This window comes from Sphingobacteriaceae bacterium (genome assembly GCA_002319075.1).
GTDB lineage: Bacteria > Bacteroidota > Bacteroidia > B-17B0 > Aurantibacillaceae > Aurantibacillus.
Genome location: NVQB01000001.1, coordinates 4,656,320 through 4,675,067, shown reverse-complemented (window position 1 = coordinate 4,675,067; position 18,748 = coordinate 4,656,320). Strand labels below are relative to the sequence as shown.

Genomic DNA, 18,748 nt, shown 5'->3' with positions numbered 1-18,748 from the left:
CTCCATTTTATCAGATCATCCGTCAACGCTAACAAAAGGTCATTTGGGTAAATAGTAGCTCATAAAATAAAGCAAAATAACTGAAACTAACTATTCCCTGACTACACTTAACTCCATTTTTTCACATGATAAATCTACTTGTCCGTCTACCATTTAAAACATACAATTGCTTTCTGATTTCTGCTGCGACTTCCTTAAAGGGAATTGCAGCACTATGGTCAACTAAAAAATAAGAATCTAAAAACACAACAGAATTTGCGGTTTTTTTCACCGTACACTTATAGAAAAACAAGTTTATTTTTATGAGTATTTAACATGCTTAGAACCATAGTAAATACTGGCCCAGAAGAGTGGTTAACAAATCAGCTCTATTTGTTACAACAAAAGTGGATATTTGTCGGTAAAAACCCCCCAAACGTCCATTTGATGAACATAGGTCCCTCCTTTTTCCGAAATTTGAGTAAATTATAACAATGGTTTTAACTAATAAAAATCTCCCTCTTCTTAAAATCTTACTCCATTTTACAACCTGGTTTGTTCTCTTCTTGTTTCCTCTTGTACTTACGCAGGATCAAAATGCTCCGGCAAACCTCATTCATCTTTTAAGATTTGCGTGGCTGCCACTTCTCCTTTACGCTGCTATTTTTTACACGAATTATTTTTTTCTCACAGAGCAACTTCTCTTCAGAAAAAAAACTTTATGGTTTGTGCTGATCAATATCGCCCTGATAAGTTTATTTACATTTTTACAGATCGAGATAAAAGATTTTTTAAAAATGGTCTCAGAAATAAAGCCTGCCCCAATGCGTGGAATGCCGCCGCCTCAAAAACCGCCCTTTAAACTGTTTATTTACAAGGACATTATTTCTATGCTTATTCCTGTTATAATAGCTTATGCTGTAAAGACAAATGAGAAGGTGGCAGAAACAGAAGCTCAGAAAAAAGAAAAAGAAAAAGATATCCTGAATTCTGAACTTCAACATTTGAAGTACCAACTTCAACCTCATTTTTTCTTTAATTCACTGAATACCATTTATGCGCTTATTGAAAGATCTCCAGCCGTAGCGCAAGAAACGGTGCACAGTCTTGCCAAACTTATGCGTTACATGCTTTATGAAACCGAGAGTGGTAAGGTGAACCTTAACGAAGAAATTGATTTTATGAAGCAATACGTAGAGTTAATGAAACTGCGTTTAACTGATAAAACTAAAATAAAAGTAGATTTCCCCACGTTGTCAAAATCCCACCAGATTACTCCTCTTCTCTTTATCTCTTTACTTGAAAATGCCTTTAAACACGGAATTTCAGCCACACATCCTTCCGAATTGTTTTTCAGTCTTACGGTGAATGATAACAGCATTCGTTTTTTTTCAGAGAATACTAATTTTCCTAAAACAGAGAAAGATAAGAGTGGCTCGGGAATTGGTTTACTCAACTTGAAAAAGAGGTTAGAACTTACTTATCCCGGAAATTACAAATTTGAAACAAAGTCAGACGGAAGAGTATTCACTGTTTTGCTTGAGATTAACACTAAGGCCTAAGAATTAAGATAAATAACGATGAAAAAATTAACTTGTATTGTTGTCGATGATGAGCCTTTAGCGCTTGATCTGGTTGAAGGCTACGTATTGAAAACACCCTTTCTCGAATTGAAAGGAAAGTGCTTTAACGCCTTTGAAGCTATGCAAATTCTTAATAGCCAAAAAATTGACTTAATTTTCCTGGATATACAAATGCCAGATATGAATGGCGTCGATTTTAGTAAGACGCTCTCTTCAGATACCAAAATAATCTTCACTACAGCCTTTAAAGATTACGCCTTTGATGGCTTTAAAGTAGATGCTATAGACTTTCTACTGAAACCATTTAACTATGCCGAATTTTTAAAATCTGCCAACAAAGCTATAGAACGCATTTATCCCGGCGACGAAAAAACAAATCAGAACTCCCGCGATAATTTTATGTTTGTGAAATCAGAGTACAAGCAAATAAAAATTAATCTTAATGAAGTACTCTATTTTGAGGGGTTAAAAGACTATATAAAAATCTGGCTTACCAGCCAACCCAAGCCCATTTTAACCCTCATGAGTTTGAAGAATCTTGAAGAAGAACTTCCCTCAGAAAAATTCATGCGCGTACACCGTTCCTTTATTATTGCCCTTGATAAAATAACTGCCATCGAGCGCGGGCAAATCCTTATAAACAACGAGCGTATTACCGTTGCAGAACAATACAAGACAAAATTCCAGGAATTCATTGACACAAAATCATTTCACTAAAATCCGCCCACATTCTAAATACCATGCAACCTTCTCTCAAATCATTTTTTAGTTTCCTTACTTTCCTTTTAATTTCCTCAAAACTTTTCTCTCAAACTGAAGTTACTGGAACGCTGATGGATAAAGTGGGACAAGTACTTCCAGGGGCAACGGTAAAAATTTTAAACTCCGACTCGGGGTACGTTAAGGGAATTGCTTCAGATATTGAAGGGAAATTCAGCCTGTCGCTCATTCCGGGAAAATACATTCTCGTTTTTTCATATATAAGTTACCGCGACAAATTCCGTAACATTGAAGTAACGGCAGCTCCATTAAATATGGGACAGATCTCGTTGAAGGAAGATGCAACTACGTTATCGGAAGTAGAAATAAAAACATTGCAACAGCGTGGCGAGCAAAAAGGAGATACTACAGCTTTTAATGCCGATGCTTTTAAAACCAATCCTGACGCTACAGCCGAAGATCTTCTTAAAAAAATGCCCGGGGTAACTTCCGATAACAACGGTGTAAAAGTAAATGGTGAAACAGTTCAAAAAGTTCTGGTAGATGGCAAACCATTTTTTGGCGATGATCCAAATGCCGCTCTTAAAAATTTACCTTCCGACATTGTAGATCGTGTGGAAGTATTCGATAAAATGAGTGATCAGTCAGCGTTTACAGGCTTTAACGACGGCGATCAGCAAAAAACGATTAACATCGTTACCAAAAAAGGAAAGAATGAAGGGCAGTTTGGCAAAGTTTATGGAGGTGTTGGTGCGGATGAAGAGGGTACACTAAGATACAACGGAGGAGCAACACTAAACAGTTTTAAAGACAAAAGAAGAATTTCTCTTTTATTATTGTCGAATAATATTAACCAGCAAAATTTCAGCATCTCTGATATAACCGGCGCTCTTGGCAACACAGGTTCAAGTGGCAACGGAGGCGGTGGCCGAGGTCCCGGTGGTGGCGGCGGTGGCGCTTCGAGTTTACTAACTGCTCCACAAAATGGCAACACTGCCACGCAGTCGGCGGGCTTAAATTATTCTGATGCCTGGGGAAAAAAGATAAATGTTTCGGGAAGTTATTTCTTTAATTACACCGATAATAAAAATATATCCAATACCACGCGCAGTTATTTTACAGAAGACAATCTACTTTACAAAGAAACAAATAACACAAGCCGAATTAATCAAAACCACCGTTTTAATTTTCGATTTGAATACGCTATTGATTCTTCAAATAAACTCACCATTGTTCCGAACCTGAGTTTTCAAAACAATGATGCAAAAACCGCCATGAATGGAACAACCAGTCATTTGGACAACATTATTTTAAACAACGCCCAAACAAACTCAAGAAGTTTAAATACAGGTTATGATTTTAATAATTCTATTTTATACCAGCACAAGTTCGAAAAAAAGGGCAGAACAATTTCTTTGAACGTTGGAACCACACTTTCTGAAAGAGATAACAATGGAAGTTATTACTCATTGTATAGCGACACAGCAGAAACTATTCGCGATCAGAAATATAACACTTATAGTTATAATAAGAAGGTTTCTGCAAATCTCTCGTATACCGAACCTTTAAGTAAATACGCGCAAATACAATTAAACTACAACCCTTCTTATACCGAGGGCAAATCTGATAAATCAACAAACGATTACGATGCTGTTACAAATACATACTCTGATTTTAATACAACGCTATCTAATAAATACACGAATGTTTATGAAACGCAGCGTGCGGGACTTGGATACCGTTACACTAAAAATAAATTAAACCTGAGTTTCGGTGCAGATGCCCAGCAATCTACGTTAACCGGCAAACAAACCTATCCCAATGATTTTGATCTGAATCAATCATTTCAAAACATATTACCAAACGCTATGCTGAACTACAAATTCAGCAAAACAAAAAACTTGCGCGTCTTCTACAGAACCTCCACAAACATTCCCAATATTTCCCAATTGCAAAATGTACTCGACATCTCTAATCCTCTACAGGTAAAATCAGGAAATGCAGCCTTAAAACAAACCTTCGAAAACAATCTGAATATTCGTTTTGGTGGTTTTAATAAAGAAACAGCGCGTAATGCTATGATTTTTATAAATGGTAATTACACAGAGAATTACATTAGCAACGCCACCTACATTTTAAAAAATGATTCAGTAATTCAGGGATTACCAGTGTCGGCAGGAAGTCAATTAACGAAACCTGTTAACGTAGATGGATTTTACAGCATGAGAGCATTCGGAGTTTATGGTTTTCCTCTCAAAGCCATTAAAAGCAATTTGAATGTAAACGGAGGCGTAAACTACAATCATACGCCTACACTCATTAACGACGTTTTAAATTATTCGAATACTTACGCTACTAATGGTGGAATTTTTATTGGAAGCAATGTAAGTCAATACCTTGATTTCTCTTTGGGTTACAGTGGTAACTACACCCTTGTAAAAAACACTACGCAAACCAATTCAGATAACAGCTATTTCACGCATACCGCCACTGCTAAGATAAATTACATCTATAAAGGCTTTGTGATTAACAGTGATATTAGTCAGACCTTATACAACGGACTAAGTCAAAGCTTCAACCAAAGGTATTTTTTGTGGAATGCTTACATTGGTTATAAATTCCTGAAAAACAACGCACTTGAAGCAAAAATTTCTGTCTTCGATATTTTAAATCAAAACAGAAGCATCAGCAGAACGGTAACCGGCGCGTACACCGAAGACAACTATACGTCTGTTTTGAGGCGCTACGGCATGGTGACCTTAACTTATACCATCAAGAGATTTAAGAATGGCAGCAAAGCGCCTACATCAGAAGACCCAAACAATCCTTTTCCAAATGGAAGACCTCCGGGAATGCCTCAGGGCCCACCTCCGGGAGGACCTCCTCCCGGTGGCGGCTAACAAAGTTCTCGTAAAGGCTGAGAGTATTTTAATCGTGTTTATAAATTCCAGATCCTGTGTCTACAAATTTTTTCACTGAGAACCAGCTGGTATCAGTTAGCTGGTCTTTGAACTCGTAAATAAAATTTTGATCGTACGGAGCACCTTCCAGTTTTACAGCTTTGATAGTTAAATTACGCGAGCGGATATAATAATTGATGCTTGGACCAAAAATCCAGTTATGTCCAACTACCGCAGTCTTATTCAGATCATTTATAGTCATTACCGCCTCCTTGGTATGTTTATCATATTTCCATTCAAAAGTCTGACTAAGATTCATTGTCCTAAAAAAATGAATGGTTAATGGCAAAGAAACTATGATCAAACCTGCAGCTAAAAAAGCTTGCTTCTGAGAAACTTTTCTGTTTTCGATAAACTGAATAAAAAGGTAAGAGATAAATAATCCAAACAAAGGAATAAAATAAACACCGGTGCGTCCAATTGGAAAAAGCGTAGAAAATAAAAAGTGTTCAGCTTGAAATCCTAATAACAGTAAAGTCATCAATACTCCCAGCTTAAAAAGCGGACCCTTGTAATTTTTTCTAAGAAGCGTGATTATGAGTCCAACAGGAAAAATATAGGCAATAAATGTTTGAAGAAACTCCGTAAACCAGAGAGGATAAGGCATAAAATAACTTGATCGCTCTATAAGTGTAGAAATTGTCTCATCAAAATCACTCGCTCCTACATAAAGATCATTGGCTTCTTTTAAGACCAATAACCGTTTAAAACTAAAAAATAAGGGCACACAAGCAAGTAAAAGAAGTCCGGCAAATTTCAAATTATTTTTTCCAGTTCTGTTTTTTTTGAGCACAAAAAAATAGTCCCCGCAAAAAAGTACGATCAAGGCTATATAGAAATTTATAAGCGACAAATTTGCAATCAGGGCTCCGGCAGCAAATAACAAAGAAAAAGCAGAGTCTATAATTACAGATGATGAAGTCTTCTCATTTATGTAAGTTGATCTTAGAAAATAATAAACACTTGCCATCATAAAGCCCATGGAAATTCCATAGCCGCGCGCCAGACCAAAAAAATCTATTACAAATGGATTTAAAAAGACCAGGGGAATAGCGAAAAAAATATAAACAGATTTGGTGGATTTAAGAAACAGCTTAGCACTGTAAAACAAATAAACAGCAAAAAGAAGGATAGATGCCAGTCTCAAAACTAATTCCTTCTCACCAAAAATATTGATAAAAAGAGCCATGAGCCAGGTGTTCATTAAATGATTATTAGCCGTAAAGCCAAAGTAGTCATGATCTTTTACAAGATCGTAAGTCAATGCTTCGTCATGCGTCAGCGAAACCAAACAGGCCCGCGCCACGGCATAAACAAAGAGCAAAACACAAATTATTACAAGTAAGTTTTTGTTACTATAATATTTACTTTGAATCATTTTTTACTGGCAGCCGTTTAAGTCTTTATAAATATACGTAATGACAAGTATAAAAAAGGAAACAAAAAACGCTCCACAGGGAGCGTTTTTGATTCTAATTTGTTTGAAGTGGTTGAAAACTATAAATGAATCACTTCACCATATGCAGCAGCAGCAGCTTCCATAACAGCTTCGCTCATGGTTGGATGAGGATGAATAGTTTTAATGATTTCGTGACCTGTAGTTTCCAGTTTACGCATTGCAACGGCTGAAGCAATCATCTCGGTAACATTCGCGCCAATCATGTGCGCTCCTAAAAGCTCACCATATTTTGCGTCAAAAATCAGTTTTACAAATCCATCAGCAGCCCCGGCAGCTTTCGCTTTTCCTGACGCAGAGAATGGAAATTTACCAACTTTGATTTCGTAACCCGCTTCTTTTGCTTTTTTCTCAGTAAATCCAACACTTGCAATCTCTGGTTGACAATACGTACAACCCGGTACATTATTGTAATCAATAGCTTCAACATGCATGCCTTTAATTTTTTCCACGCAGGTAATCCCTTCAGCACTTGCTACGTGAGCCAGCGCTTGTCCACTTACACAATCACCAATAGCATAATATCCCGCTACATTGGTTGCGTAAAATTTATCTGTTACAATCTTGCCTTTGTCCGTTTTAATTCCTGCTTCTTCCAGGCCAATTCCAGCTATATTTGCTTCAATACCTACCGCTGATAAAACGATGTCGGCATCAAGACTGATATTTCCGGTTTTTGTTTTAATATTTACTTTACAACCTGTTCCTTTAGTGTCAACGCTTTCAACCGAAGCATCAGTCATGATTTCAATACCCGCTTTTTTGAAAGATTTTTCCAGTTGTTTACTTACTTCTTCATCTTCAACAGGAACAATGTTCGGTAAAAACTCAACGATGGTTACTTTAGTGCCCATAGTAGCGTAAAAATAAGCGAACTCTACACCTATCGCTCCACTACCAACAACTACCAATGATTTCGGTTGTTTCGGAAGGCTCATCGCTTCACGGTACCCGATAATTTTTTTACCATCTTGTGGTAAATTTGGAAGTTGTTTTGAACGTGCTCCAGTTGCAATAATAATGTGGTTAGCGGCCAGGCTGCTTACTTTTCCATCAGCTCCTGTTACTTCCACTTTTTTTTCTGCTTTTACTTTTGCAGTGCCCATAATTACATCGATCTTGTTCTTTTTCATTAAGAACTGAATACCTTTGCTCATGCCTTCTGCCACATCGCGGCTGCGCTTCACAACCGCACTAAAGTCGGCTTTAATATTATCAGCTCCAATACCATAATCTTTTGCATGGTTTAAATATTCAAATACTTGTGCGCTTTTAAGCAATGCTTTGGTTGGAATACAACCCCAGTTTAAACAAATTCCGCCAAGACTTTCTTTTTCAATAATGGCCGTTTTAAATCCTAATTGAGAAGCTCTGATGGCTGTTACATATCCCCCAGGGCCGCTGCCTATAACTATAATATCGTAGTTCATGTGTGCTTGTTTTTAAAGGCTCTAATTTACTATTAAATTTTATAAGGTTTAATAGTTCTCTTAATTAATAATTTTACCATTAGCATCGATCTCTATGACATCAAAACCAAGTTTTTTCACTTTCTCGAAGTTGCTGGCTTTATCACCTACCACTATAACAACCATGTTATTATACGGTAGACGTTTCTTAGCAAGTATATTCACTTCTTCCTTTGAAATTGAATTTAAAATAGCAGTTTGCTGAGCCACGTAATCTTTCGGAAGATCATAATCCAGAACGCGTTTAATAAATCCTAGTTTTTGGATCGGAGACTCATATTTTAAAGCATCACTTTGTGCCATGGCATTTTTTGTAAAGTTTATTTCTTCATCCGTAATCCCCTCTGCTGTGTATTTTTTAAATTCATTGAAAAATTCTACAAGAGCACTGTCAGTTGTATTGGCTTTAAAGCCGCCGCTTATAGTAAATGCACCTGGGTATCTTGTTCCGCTGAATCCGCCGCGTGTACCATAAGTCCAGCCTTTGATCTCACGTAACAAATAATTGGTTCGGCTATTAAAAGCGCCAGCGAAACTAAAATTCATGATGGTACTTTTAAAGAATTCGCCGGTAGCTTCATAGGGCATAGCTATATAACCGATACGAATTTCACTTTGTGCCGCGTTCTTTTTGTCTACAAAATAAATCCTTGTTTTTTCTATGGTAGGCGTTGGAGAAACATCAGCCATTAATGCATTGCCACTTTTTAGTTTTGAAAGAAATGCAAGATCGGCTGTAATTTCATCTTTACTGATGTCGCCACTCACTGCTATCGAAACCATTCCCGAATTTAATTGGGCATAATAGTTTTTCACATCATCTAAAGTAATTCCCGCTACCGTTTCAATAGTACCATTGCTTGTATATCCCATAGCATGATTAGTACCATAAAGTATTTTACGATAAGCCATATCGGCAATTGCCGAAGCGTTAGTCTGACTTTGCGTAATGCCATCCAATTGTTTTTTCTTTTCAAGCTCAAATTCTGAAGCATCAAATTTTGGTTCAAATAAATTTTCTTCCACAATTGCTAAAGTGGCTTTTAAATTTTGTTTTAGAGCCTGAATGCTGATGTTAAAATCTTCATCACCAGAAGAGATACTTAAAGTTGACCCCAAACGGTTTAATTTATTTTCTACTTCTTCAGCATTTGTTTTTTGAGAGCTTTGCTCAAGCATTGATGCTAACAACTGTGACAGACCTGACTTTTCTTTCGGCTCAAAACGATGACCTGCTTTAAAAGTGATCAGGATATTTACTTTTGGAATTTCATTTTCGTTTATACCAATTATAGGTATAGTAGAATTAACTTTCGCTGTATAAAAATCAGGAACAGAAATAGCTACGGCCGCTTTTGCAGCAGGCATTTCCGAACGTTTAAAGTCATCTTTTGGTTCAATATAACTTAAATTTTTATACTCGGCGCTTTCTGTTTCCACTTTACGCTGGTACATTTTCCAGGTATCTTCATGAGCGCGCATATCTCCTTTTCCTTTAGGAAGACAACTTAAAATAACAGCCGGCTTATTTTTAACGTAAGTAGTGTAAACACGCATAACATCAGCCTTAGTAACCGACATGTAGCGCGCAATTTCTTTTTTAAGATTGTTAGCGTCTTTTGTTAAGGTGTAATACGAAGCTAAACTTGCGCCCTTACCCTGAACAGTGCTTAACTGGTTATAAAGATTGCTTTGAAATTGTGCCTTAAATTTCACAATATCATCGTCTGTAGCGCCTTTTTTCTCCCACTCAGCTAAAACTGTTTTTAACTCTTTTTCAATATCAGCTAAAGAACTGGCAGCATTTGCACGTATAACAATTTGAAATTGCCCCGCCAGTTCACGCGAATACTGGTACGCCTGGGCACTTACCGCCTTTTTACTTTCAATAAAAGACTTGTACAAAGGAGATCCCTGACTTCCAGATAAAATTTCAGCAAGTACATCTAAAGCGGCATCGTCTTTGGTGTTAGCCGGAGTTGTAGGATATGCGATGTTTAACATCGGAAACTTCACATTGTCTTCATAAGAAATATAACGGTCTGCGTCTAATTTAAAAGGGGCCACCACCTGGTTGGTAACAGCAGGACCTTTATCGATCTTTCCAAAATATTTTTGAGCTAGAACTAATACTTCCTCTGTTTTTACATCACCGGCAACTGTTAACACGGCATTATTAGCCCCATACCAGCGCATATAAAAACGTTTCAAATCGTTTACATCTACGCGATTCAAATCTTCGATATAACCAATGGTGGTCCAGCTGTAAGGATGGCCTTGTGGATAAAGCGCTTCTCCGATTTTTTCGCCAACTACACCGTAAGGAGCATTATCGTAACGCTGACCTCTTTCATTTTTTACAGTAGCACGTTGTACTTCAAATTTTCTCTGTGTTACAGAGTCTAATAAAAATCCCATCCTGTCGGCTTCCAGCCACAGCATTTTTTCTAATTGATTGCTGGGAACTGTTTCAAAATAATTGGTCCGATCGGTGTTGGTTGTACCATTTAAAGTCCCACCTGCTTCTGTTATGATCTTAAAATGTTGTTCGTCTGCTACGTTCTTAGAACCCTGGAACATCATGTGTTCAAAAAAGTGGGCGAAACCACTTCTACCCTCCTGTTCACGAGCACTTCCCACATGATAAGTGATATCTACGTAACAAATCGGATCACTATGATCTTCGTGAATGATGATCGTTAAACCATTCGGTAATTTATAGCGCTTGTAGGGAATAACAATCTCATTTCCTGTCTTTTTAACTTCTTCCAAGAACACGGGCTTTTCACTCGCTTTGGTGCTGGTATTGGAAGCGGGTTTTTGAGCAATGGCCGCCGTTAAACCAAACAATAACAGGGCACCGGTAATAATTGATTTTTGCATGAATTGAATTTTGTCCGGCAAATATAGAGTAGAATTTTGCAATTCATAAATTAAAACGTTTTAAAACAATTTAACATGCTTCTGACTAGGGTTGATAAATTGTAGCTACCTTTGTAAAACAAAATCAACCAAATCATGTATCCAGAAGCTATTGTAAGTCCGATGAAGGCCGAGTTAACTACCGCCGGTTTTCAGGAATTAATAAATCCAGAAGATGTAGACAAAGCCATTCAAAATGAAGGCACTGTTCTTTTAGTAGTAAATTCTGTTTGCGGTTGCGCTGCAGGTGCAGCCCGTCCGGGTGTTAAGAAAAGTCTTGACAATGCAAAAAAACCATCGAAGTTAACTACTGTGTTTGCAGGGTATGATGTAGATGCTGTAAACCAGGCGAGAAAACATTTTAGTCCTTATCCTCCTAGCAGTCCTGCTATTGCTTTGTTTAAGAACGGAGAATTGGTTCACTTTGTTGAACGTCACAATATTGAAGGTCATAATGCAAACGCAATTTCAGAACATCTGAAGGCGGTTTATGACGAATTCTGCTAGACATTAGACCAAACTAGTAATTTTAAAGACGCTTTAAGCGTCTTTTTTCATTTCCCGAAGAATAATTTTTTACTTTTGTCCCGAACCAACGACCAACAAAACTTAAACTTAACATTATGAAAAGTATAAAAATTATTATTGCCTGCTTATTTCTTGCATTCTCAAGTCTTACCGTTACAAATTGTAAAGAAGAGGATAAAGGAAATCCTTTGGCCGATAGTCTAAAAACAGCTAACGGAGATCTATCCGGACAACTCAACGAAAAATCAGCTGCCTTACAGGAGTTTATTGAATCGTTTAACGAGATCCAGGAAAACCTAAATGCCATTAAAGAAAAAGAAAAAATTGTAGACAACGCAAGCAGCAAAGGCGATGTTAAAAATAAAGGCAACCAGATTAAGGAAGATATTCAGGCTATCTATGATTTAATGGCCAAGAATAAAAACAGGATTGCTTCTTTAAGCGCAAAATTGAAACAAAGCAACCTCAAACTTGCTGGCATGGAGAAGATGATTGAGAATCTTCAAAATACTATTACGCTAAAAGACGAAGAAATTGCTGAGTTAAAAACAAGAATGGAAGGTCTGAACATTGAACTGGCTAACCTTAACACAAACTATAAAGTTGTAGAAGGAGAAAGCTTGCAAAAAACAGATATGTTAAATACAGCCTATTACACTATTGGTACCCGCAAAGAATTACAAGACAAAAAAGTGATTTCTAAAGAAGGTGGCTTTATTGGTTTAGGTAAATCAACGAAAGTAACTGACGATTTTAACAAAGAATACTTTACCAAAATCAACATCGAGCAAACTACGAGCATTAACATTGGTGCTAAAAAAGTAAAATTGTTATCTACTCACCCTAAAAACTCATACAAATTGGTGGGTGAAAAACCTATTGAAAAAATCGAAATTACAAACGCAAAAGAGTTTTGGGATGCTTCAAAATACCTTGTGATTGTTATTGATTAATTATTACCAAAAAGAAGTATTAAATTATGAGTAAAAAAGGCCCCTGCTTCAGGGGCCTTTTTTATTTTAGAAATCCTCCGTTTTATCATTCCACAAACTCAGACTGCATTTTCACAAATTAAAACCAGCCATCCACAAACTATCATACAAAATTAATACCAACTATTTTGTTTAGTAATTTCCCACATATATATTTACCGGAATTATAACCCCTAAACAAACCAAATTATGAGAAAAGTATTATTAGTAGCTGCTGTAGCAATGTTCGCAATGACTTCATGTAAAAAAGAATACACTTGCGAGTGTACAGCAACTGTAGGTCAAAACGGTAGCACTACATCGACTACTGCAAGCACAACTATTAAGGACAAAAAAGATGATGCAAAAACAACATGTGAAAACGGAAGTTCTGATGCTAGCTCAGGAGGTTACACTTCTAAAGTTGTTTGTGTTATTAAGTAATCAAACCTAAACTTAGTAAAAAAACCGCCCTCGTGATCGCTGGGCGGTTTTTTTATGCCCATATCTTTCCGTTAAGAATTATTTTATCAATCAGGTCACTTCCAAATGCGTATGGCAGGTAACCGTAAGTACTTATTTCTTTTGTAATAATGAGATTAGCCAATTTACCTGGAGTAATTGAACCAACTTGATGCTGTAAATGCATAGCATAAGCACTGTTTAATGTCACTGCATTAATGGCTTCTTCAGGAGTTAAACGGTATTGTACACAAGCCATACTTAAAACCAACTTCATATTGCCACTCGGACAGCTTCCAGGATTATAATCACTTGCAAAAGCAACAGATAATCCTGCATCAATCATTTTACGGGCAGGTGGTAAAGGTAAACTCAGGAAAAAGGCGGCTCCCGGCAAAATGGTTGGCATGGTTGAAGATTTACCGAGTAAACGAATGTCGTCATCATTGCAAAATTCCAGGTGATCAACACTAATGGCACCGCATTCAACAGCGGCTTTAATACCATTAGCATGACTCATTTGCTCTGCATGCACTTTGCCGGTGAGCCCGTGTTTTTTGCCGGCTTCTAAAATCTGTTTCGTTTCAAATTCATCAAAATACCCCTTCTCGCAAAACACATCAATAAAATCAGCCAGCTTTTCGTTTTCAATTGCAGGCAAAATTTCAGAAATGATAAGAGCGATGTATCCTTTTTTATTATCTTTAAATTCAACAGGCACCGCGTGTGCGCCTAAAAAAGTAGCTTTTACCGGAATCCAGTTAAGATCTTTTAAACGCTTGATAACACGCAATATTTTTAATTCGCTTTCCAGGTTCAAGCCATAACCGCTTTTAATTTCTACCGCTCCGGTTCCTTGAGAAATAATTTCTTTCAGCCTTTGTTTAGATTGTTCAAACAGCTCGTCTTCTGAAGTCTCGCGTAATTTTTTTGCTGAATTTAAAATTCCCCCTCCCCGCTTTGCGATATCCTCATAACTCAAACCACTGATACGATCCACAAATTCCTGTTCACGATTACCTGCATAAACAATGTGTGTATGACTGTCAGCAAACGATGGCATCACAATTTTCCCGGCGCAGTCAATTACTTCAAGCCCTTTCCAGTCTGTAATTCCGGGAAAATCGTCCATACTTCCATAATCTGCTATCAATCCGTTATCGCAGGCTAGCCAGGCATTTTCTATACCTGGCAACACTTTCATTTCTTTTCCTTTCAAGCGCTCAGGTGCTATATCATGCACTCCTATAAGGTTTTTGATATTTTTTAAAAGCAATTTTTGCATACTAAAATTCTATTTTATACGTTAGAGGTTCAAAGGGATTAAAGTACCGATAATACCCTGTTCTAAAGCGCCCTAAGGTATAAAAACCGTTTTAAATTAAATGCCATGATGCGTAAAAAGAATTTCACTTTGGTGTTTGTAGCACTCACATTTGCTGTCTCAGCCCAGGACACTTTATCCATAAAAAAGAAACCAGCAAAACCTCACGAAATAGGATTTAGTGTATCTTCCGTTTTCTTTTTGTTAGCGGGTGTTTCTGACTTTAATGAAAGATATACCAACGTAACTTACCGCTATTTGTTTACCGAAAAACAGGCTGTTAAATTATTTGCAGGTGCCAGTATTTTTAACTCGGAAGCAAATAAACTGGAATCGACAAAATTATCCAGCGTAAATAATACTACGCTTTATTCCACCTACGAAAAAGCCACTCCTTCCAATTTTCAAATGGGTTTGGGATATGAATACATTCTGGGTAAAGGAAAAATTAAACACGTAATTGGACTTGACCTTCTTTACAATAACAAATTTGAACGCGAAAGAACTTATTATTCTACTGCCAGCGATTCTATTGATTCAAAGGGACATGTTTTCGCACATACCACAACGCTGGATTCTGGTAGGGTGAACAGATCGCAGAACTTCGATAAATTCGGTATCAATCTCAATTATTCTCTAAGATACCAAATCTCAAAAAGATGGGTCATCACCACAGGCCTCCTTGTTTCATTCAAAACTTATAACGTTAAGACTCCTCAAGGGACTTCGCGCATGGGAGATACGAATTTTAATGGCCTGATCTCAGATGTAAGTTTATTCTATAAATTCTAGATTCGAAAACCCGGAGAATAAAAAAACCTCTGGTTTAATTTTAATATCTTTACTGCTTATGGCAGGAAATTCTTTTGGCACACTTTTTAAACTGAGTTCTTTTGGCGAAAGTCATGGTCCCGCAATTGGAGGAACCATTGAAGGTTGTCCGGCAGGTCTTGAAATCGACGTCGCTTTTATTCAATCAGAACTTGATCGCCGAAAACCCGGACAATCGCACATTACCACACAACGCAAAGAGCCAGATACCGTAGAATTTTTATCCGGAATTTTTGAAGGAAAAACAACCGGTACACCCATAGGGTTTACAATCAAGAATGAAGACGCAAAATCAAATGATTACACTCACTTAAAAGATGCCTTTCGTCCTTCTCACGCAGATTTTACCTACGAACATAAATATGGACTCAGAGATTTCAGAGGCGGCGGAAGAAGTAGCGCACGTGAAACAGCCTGCAGAATTGTTGCCGGAGCCATCGCCAAACTATTTCTCAGGCAAAAAAATATAACTGTAGCGGCTTTTGTAAAACAGGTTGGTGAAATTAAAGTCACAAAATCGTTTTCAGAACTGGATCTTTCAAAAACAGAGCAAAGTATTGTGAGATGTCCTGATTCGGAGATTTCTGAAAAAATGATTGCTTACATTGAAGAAATAAAAAAACAAGGCGATACTGTTGGTGGAGTTATTCAATGCGTTATTCAGAATGTACCCATTGGTCTTGGAGAACCCGTATTTGACAAGTTGCACGCGGTACTAGGCCATGCCATGTTAAGTATAAATGCAGTAAAGGGATTTGAAATTGGAAGCGGATTTGAAAGTGTGAACTTTAAAGGCTCTGAACTTAACGATCTTTTTAATTCAAAAGAACAAAACACGGCTGGTCTTACTAAAACCAATAACAGTGGCGGCATTCAGGGTGGTATAAGTAACGGAATGCCCATTTACTTTAATACAGCCTTTAAACCTGTGGCAACCCTTCTTCAAAAACAAAATTCCATAAACAAAAACAACGAAGAAATTATATTAGAAGGAAAAGGCAGGCATGATCCTTGTGTTTTACCAAGGGCTGTTCCTATTGTAGAAAGCATGGCTGCCCTCGTTATTGCTGACTTCCTGCTGCTTGCAAGATGCAATAGACTTTAGACTATACCTTTTTAGCGATATTTATTTCAATTCTAATTAGTCCCGATTTGCTTATCTGTTAAGGGCTTTGCCCTATTGTTACAGTCAAAAAACTCAAAAGTTTAGTTTATGTATGTTTTAATATTCCCAATAATTACATAATTTAGGGGTCTATAAAAATAACTCCTATGGCTTTTGATATTGACATGATTAAGAAGGTTTACGCACAATTACCTTCTAAAGTTGAAGCCGCCCGCAAATTGGTCGGCCGCCCTTTAACACTTACAGAAAAAATTCTTTATTCGCACTTACACAGCGATCAAAGTCCGGATGTTTTTGAAAGAGGAAAATCATATGTTGACTTCTCACCAGACAGAGTTGCTATGCAGGATGCAACTGCCCAAATGGCTTTACTGCAATTTATGCAGGCAGGCAGACCAAAAGTAGCAGTACCTTCTACGGTACACTGTGATCACTTAATCACAGCGAAAAATGGCGCCGCTGAAGATTTAGCTTTTGCTAATAAAGAAAGTAAAGAAGTATTTGATTTCTTAGGATCTGTTTCCAATAAATACGGAATTGGTTTCTGGAAGCCAGGAGCAGGTATCATTCACCAGGTAGTTTTAGAAAACTATGCTTTTCCAGGTGGAATGATGATTGGTACTGATTCTCACACGGTAAATGCCGGTGGTTTAGGTATGTTAGCAATTGGTGTTGGTGGAGCTGATGCTTGCGATGTGATGGCAGGCTTAGCATGGGAATTAAAATTTCCAAAATTAATTGGCGTTAAGTTAACAGGAAAATTAAGCGGTTGGACAGCGCCAAAAGATGTGATTTTAAAAGTAGCTGGTATTCTTACTGTAAAAGGTGGAACAGGTGCAATAGTTGAATATTTTGGTGAAGGTGCAACTTCAATGAGCTGCACAGGTAAAGGCACTATTTGTAATATGGGCGCTGAGATCGGAGCTACTACTTCAACTTTTGGTTACGACGATTCTATGGAGCGTTACCTTAAAGCTACTGGTCGTGCCGACGTTGCTGAATTAGCAAATGGTATCCGCGAGCATTTAACAGCAGATCCTGAAGTGTATGCAAATCCTGATAAATATTTTGATCAAATTATCGAAATTAACTTATCTGAACTAGAGCCGCATGTAAACGGACCTTTCAGCCCGGATTTAGCGACTCCTATTTCAAAATTAAAAGAAGAGGCTATTAAAAATGGTTGGCCTTTAAAAATATCGGTGGGACTTTTAGGATCTTGCACTAACTCATCGTATGAAGACATTTCTCGCGCAGTAAGCCTGGCAAAACAAGTATCCGCAAAAAACTTAAAATCAAAATCAGAATACCTGATCAATCCAGGCTCAGAACAAATTCGTTTCACGATTAAACGTGATGGATTTTTAGATGTTTTTGATGAAATCGGAGCAAAAGTATTTACCAACGCTTGTGGACCATGTATTGGCATGTGGGACCGAATGGGTGCCGAAAAACAAGAAAAAAACACCATCATTCACTCTTTCAACAGAAACTTTGCGAAACGTGCCGATGGTAATCCAAACACATTTGCTTTTGTAGCCTCACCTGAAATCGTAACAGCTATGGCTATTGCAGGTGATCTTACTTTTAATCCTTTAACAGATACTTTAGTAAATGAAAAAGGAGAAAATGTAAAATTAGATGAGCCAAAAGGAGATGAATTACCGAAAAAAGGATTTGCTGTGGATGACGCAGGATTCCAGGCACCTGCAGCAGATGGAAGTGGTGTTCAGGTAAATGTTTCTCCAACAAGTGATCGTTTACAATTGTTAGATCCTTTTACTCCCTGGGAAGGTGTTGATTTAAAAGGACTAAAACTTCTTATTAAAGCAAAAGGGAAATGTACTACAGACCATATCTCTATGGCGGGTCCATGGTTAAAATACCGCGGACACTTAGATAACATTTCTAACAACATGCTTATTGGCGCCGTTAATTTCTTCAACGAAAAAACTGACAGCGTTAAAAACCAATTAAACGGTAAACACGAAGCTGTGCCTGCTGTTCAACGTGCTTACAAAGCACAAAACATCGGATCTATTGTTGTGGGCGATGAGAACTATGGCGAGGGATCTTCACGTGAACACGCGGCAATGGAACCTCGTCACTTAGGTGTACGTGCTGTACTTGTAAAATCATTTGCTCGTATTCACGAAACCAATTTGAAAAAACAAGGCATGTTGGGTTTAACTTTCGCAGAAAAATCGGATTACGATAAAATTTTAGAAGACGATACAATTGACATTATTGGTTTGACCTCTTTCGCTCCAAATACACCATTAACACTGGTATTAAACCACGCGGATGGAAGTAAGGAAGAAATAAGTGTAAATCATACTTATAACCAGCAACAAATTGAATGGTTTAAAGCCGGTGGCGCTCTTAACATTATCAGAGCAAGTATCAAAGCTTAATTT

Annotated in this window: 13 protein-coding genes; 9 read left to right on the top strand and 4 right to left on the bottom strand. The window is 37.4% G+C overall.

Translation table 11 applies throughout. From position 1 onward, the window contains the following. Positions 1 to 473: 473 nt before the first annotated feature. The 3 genes from CNR22_20255 to CNR22_20245 are packed head-to-tail and all read left to right on the top strand — an operon-like array spanning position 474 to position 5,182. A complete protein-coding gene (locus CNR22_20255; GenBank protein ID PBQ34011.1) occupies positions 474 to 1,541 on the top strand; it encodes a histidine kinase in 1,068 nt (355 codons plus the stop codon). Positions 1,542 to 1,559: 18 nt separating this feature from the next. Beyond that, positions 1,560 to 2,279, top strand: a complete 720-nt coding sequence (locus CNR22_20250; GenBank protein PBQ34010.1) for a DNA-binding response regulator — start codon at positions 1,560 to 1,562, stop codon at positions 2,277 to 2,279. Positions 2,280 to 2,302: 23 nt separating this feature from the next. Beyond that, complete coding sequence (locus tag CNR22_20245; GenBank protein ID PBQ34009.1) at positions 2,303 to 5,182, top strand: hypothetical protein; 2,880 nt, start codon at positions 2,303 to 2,305, stop codon at positions 5,180 to 5,182. 28 nt (positions 5,183 to 5,210) lie between these two features. Here CNR22_20245 and CNR22_20240 read toward each other — a convergent pair whose 3' ends face one another. From CNR22_20240 to CNR22_20230, 3 genes are all read right to left on the bottom strand, one after another. Beyond that, on the bottom strand, positions 5,211 to 6,620 hold the full coding sequence (locus tag CNR22_20240; protein ID PBQ34008.1) for a hypothetical protein: 1,410 nt from the start codon (positions 6,618 to 6,620) through the stop codon (positions 5,211 to 5,213). 119 nt (positions 6,621 to 6,739) lie between these two features. Further along, positions 6,740 to 8,128 carry a dihydrolipoyl dehydrogenase gene (lpdA, locus tag CNR22_20235; protein ID PBQ34007.1) on the bottom strand — a complete coding sequence of 463 codons (1,389 nt, stop codon included), beginning with the start codon at positions 8,126 to 8,128 and terminating at the stop codon, positions 6,740 to 6,742. Between the two features lie 60 nt (positions 8,129 to 8,188). Further along, positions 8,189 to 11,050: a peptidase M16 gene (locus CNR22_20230; protein PBQ34006.1), complete on the bottom strand. Its 2,862-nt coding sequence runs from the start codon at positions 11,048 to 11,050 to the stop codon at positions 8,189 to 8,191. Between the two features lie 135 nt (positions 11,051 to 11,185). Between CNR22_20230 and CNR22_20225 the strand changes: the two genes are divergently transcribed. The 3 genes from CNR22_20225 (at position 11,186) to CNR22_20215 (ending at position 13,032) form a co-directional block, all read left to right on the top strand. Next, positions 11,186 to 11,596 carry a hypothetical protein gene (locus CNR22_20225; protein PBQ34005.1) on the top strand — a complete coding sequence of 137 codons (411 nt, stop codon included), beginning with the start codon at positions 11,186 to 11,188 and terminating at the stop codon, positions 11,594 to 11,596. Between the two features lie 116 nt (positions 11,597 to 11,712). Beyond that, positions 11,713 to 12,570 (top strand): hypothetical protein, encoded by an 858-nt coding sequence (locus CNR22_20220; protein ID PBQ34004.1) that lies wholly within the window; start codon positions 11,713 to 11,715, stop codon positions 12,568 to 12,570. Positions 12,571 to 12,798: 228 nt separating this feature from the next. Next, complete coding sequence (locus CNR22_20215) at positions 12,799 to 13,032, top strand: hypothetical protein (GenBank protein PBQ34003.1); 234 nt, start codon at positions 12,799 to 12,801, stop codon at positions 13,030 to 13,032. Positions 13,033 to 13,084: 52 nt separating this feature from the next. Here the strand turns inward: CNR22_20215 and CNR22_20210 are convergent, their stop codons facing one another. Continuing rightward, positions 13,085 to 14,335, bottom strand: a complete 1,251-nt coding sequence (locus CNR22_20210; GenBank protein ID PBQ34002.1) for an imidazolonepropionase — start codon at positions 14,333 to 14,335, stop codon at positions 13,085 to 13,087. 105 nt (positions 14,336 to 14,440) lie between these two features. On the opposite strand from CNR22_20210, the gene CNR22_20205 reads away from it, so the two are divergent. From CNR22_20205 to CNR22_20195, 3 genes are all read left to right on the top strand, one after another. Then, on the top strand, positions 14,441 to 15,166 hold the full coding sequence (locus CNR22_20205) for a hypothetical protein (protein ID PBQ34001.1): 726 nt from the start codon (positions 14,441 to 14,443) through the stop codon (positions 15,164 to 15,166). 58 nt (positions 15,167 to 15,224) lie between these two features. Continuing rightward, on the top strand, positions 15,225 to 16,310 hold the full coding sequence (locus CNR22_20200) for a chorismate synthase (GenBank protein ID PBQ34000.1): 1,086 nt from the start codon (positions 15,225 to 15,227) through the stop codon (positions 16,308 to 16,310). 167 nt (positions 16,311 to 16,477) lie between these two features. Next, a complete protein-coding gene (locus CNR22_20195) occupies positions 16,478 to 18,745 on the top strand; it encodes an aconitate hydratase (protein ID PBQ33999.1) in 2,268 nt (755 codons plus the stop codon). The last annotated feature ends 3 nt before the right edge of the window (positions 18,746 to 18,748 follow it).

Bases quoted from the DNA above. Each gene is read 5' to 3' on its own strand.
- CNR22_20255 (PBQ34011.1), top strand. From the start codon at position 474: ATGGTTTTAACTAATAAAAATCTCCCTCTTCTTAAAATCTTACTCCAT.
- CNR22_20250 (PBQ34010.1), top strand. From the start codon at position 1,560: ATGAAAAAATTAACTTGTATTGTTGTCGATGATGAGCCTTTAGCGCTT.
- CNR22_20245 (PBQ34009.1), top strand. From the start codon at position 2,303: ATGCAACCTTCTCTCAAATCATTTTTTAGTTTCCTTACTTTCCTTTTA.
- CNR22_20240 (PBQ34008.1), bottom strand. From the start codon at position 6,620: ATGATTCAAAGTAAATATTATAGTAACAAAAACTTACTTGTAATAATT.
- lpdA (PBQ34007.1), bottom strand. From the start codon at position 8,128: ATGAACTACGATATTATAGTTATAGGCAGCGGCCCTGGGGGATATGTA.
- CNR22_20230 (PBQ34006.1), bottom strand. From the start codon at position 11,050: ATGCAAAAATCAATTATTACCGGTGCCCTGTTATTGTTTGGTTTAACG.
- CNR22_20225 (PBQ34005.1), top strand. From the start codon at position 11,186: ATGTATCCAGAAGCTATTGTAAGTCCGATGAAGGCCGAGTTAACTACC.
- CNR22_20220 (PBQ34004.1), top strand. From the start codon at position 11,713: ATGAAAAGTATAAAAATTATTATTGCCTGCTTATTTCTTGCATTCTCA.
- CNR22_20215 (PBQ34003.1), top strand. From the start codon at position 12,799: ATGAGAAAAGTATTATTAGTAGCTGCTGTAGCAATGTTCGCAATGACT.
- CNR22_20210 (PBQ34002.1), bottom strand. From the start codon at position 14,335: ATGCAAAAATTGCTTTTAAAAAATATCAAAAACCTTATAGGAGTGCAT.
- CNR22_20205 (PBQ34001.1), top strand. From the start codon at position 14,441: ATGATGCGTAAAAAGAATTTCACTTTGGTGTTTGTAGCACTCACATTT.
- CNR22_20200 (PBQ34000.1), top strand. From the start codon at position 15,225: ATGGCAGGAAATTCTTTTGGCACACTTTTTAAACTGAGTTCTTTTGGC.
- CNR22_20195 (PBQ33999.1), top strand. From the start codon at position 16,478: ATGGCTTTTGATATTGACATGATTAAGAAGGTTTACGCACAATTACCT.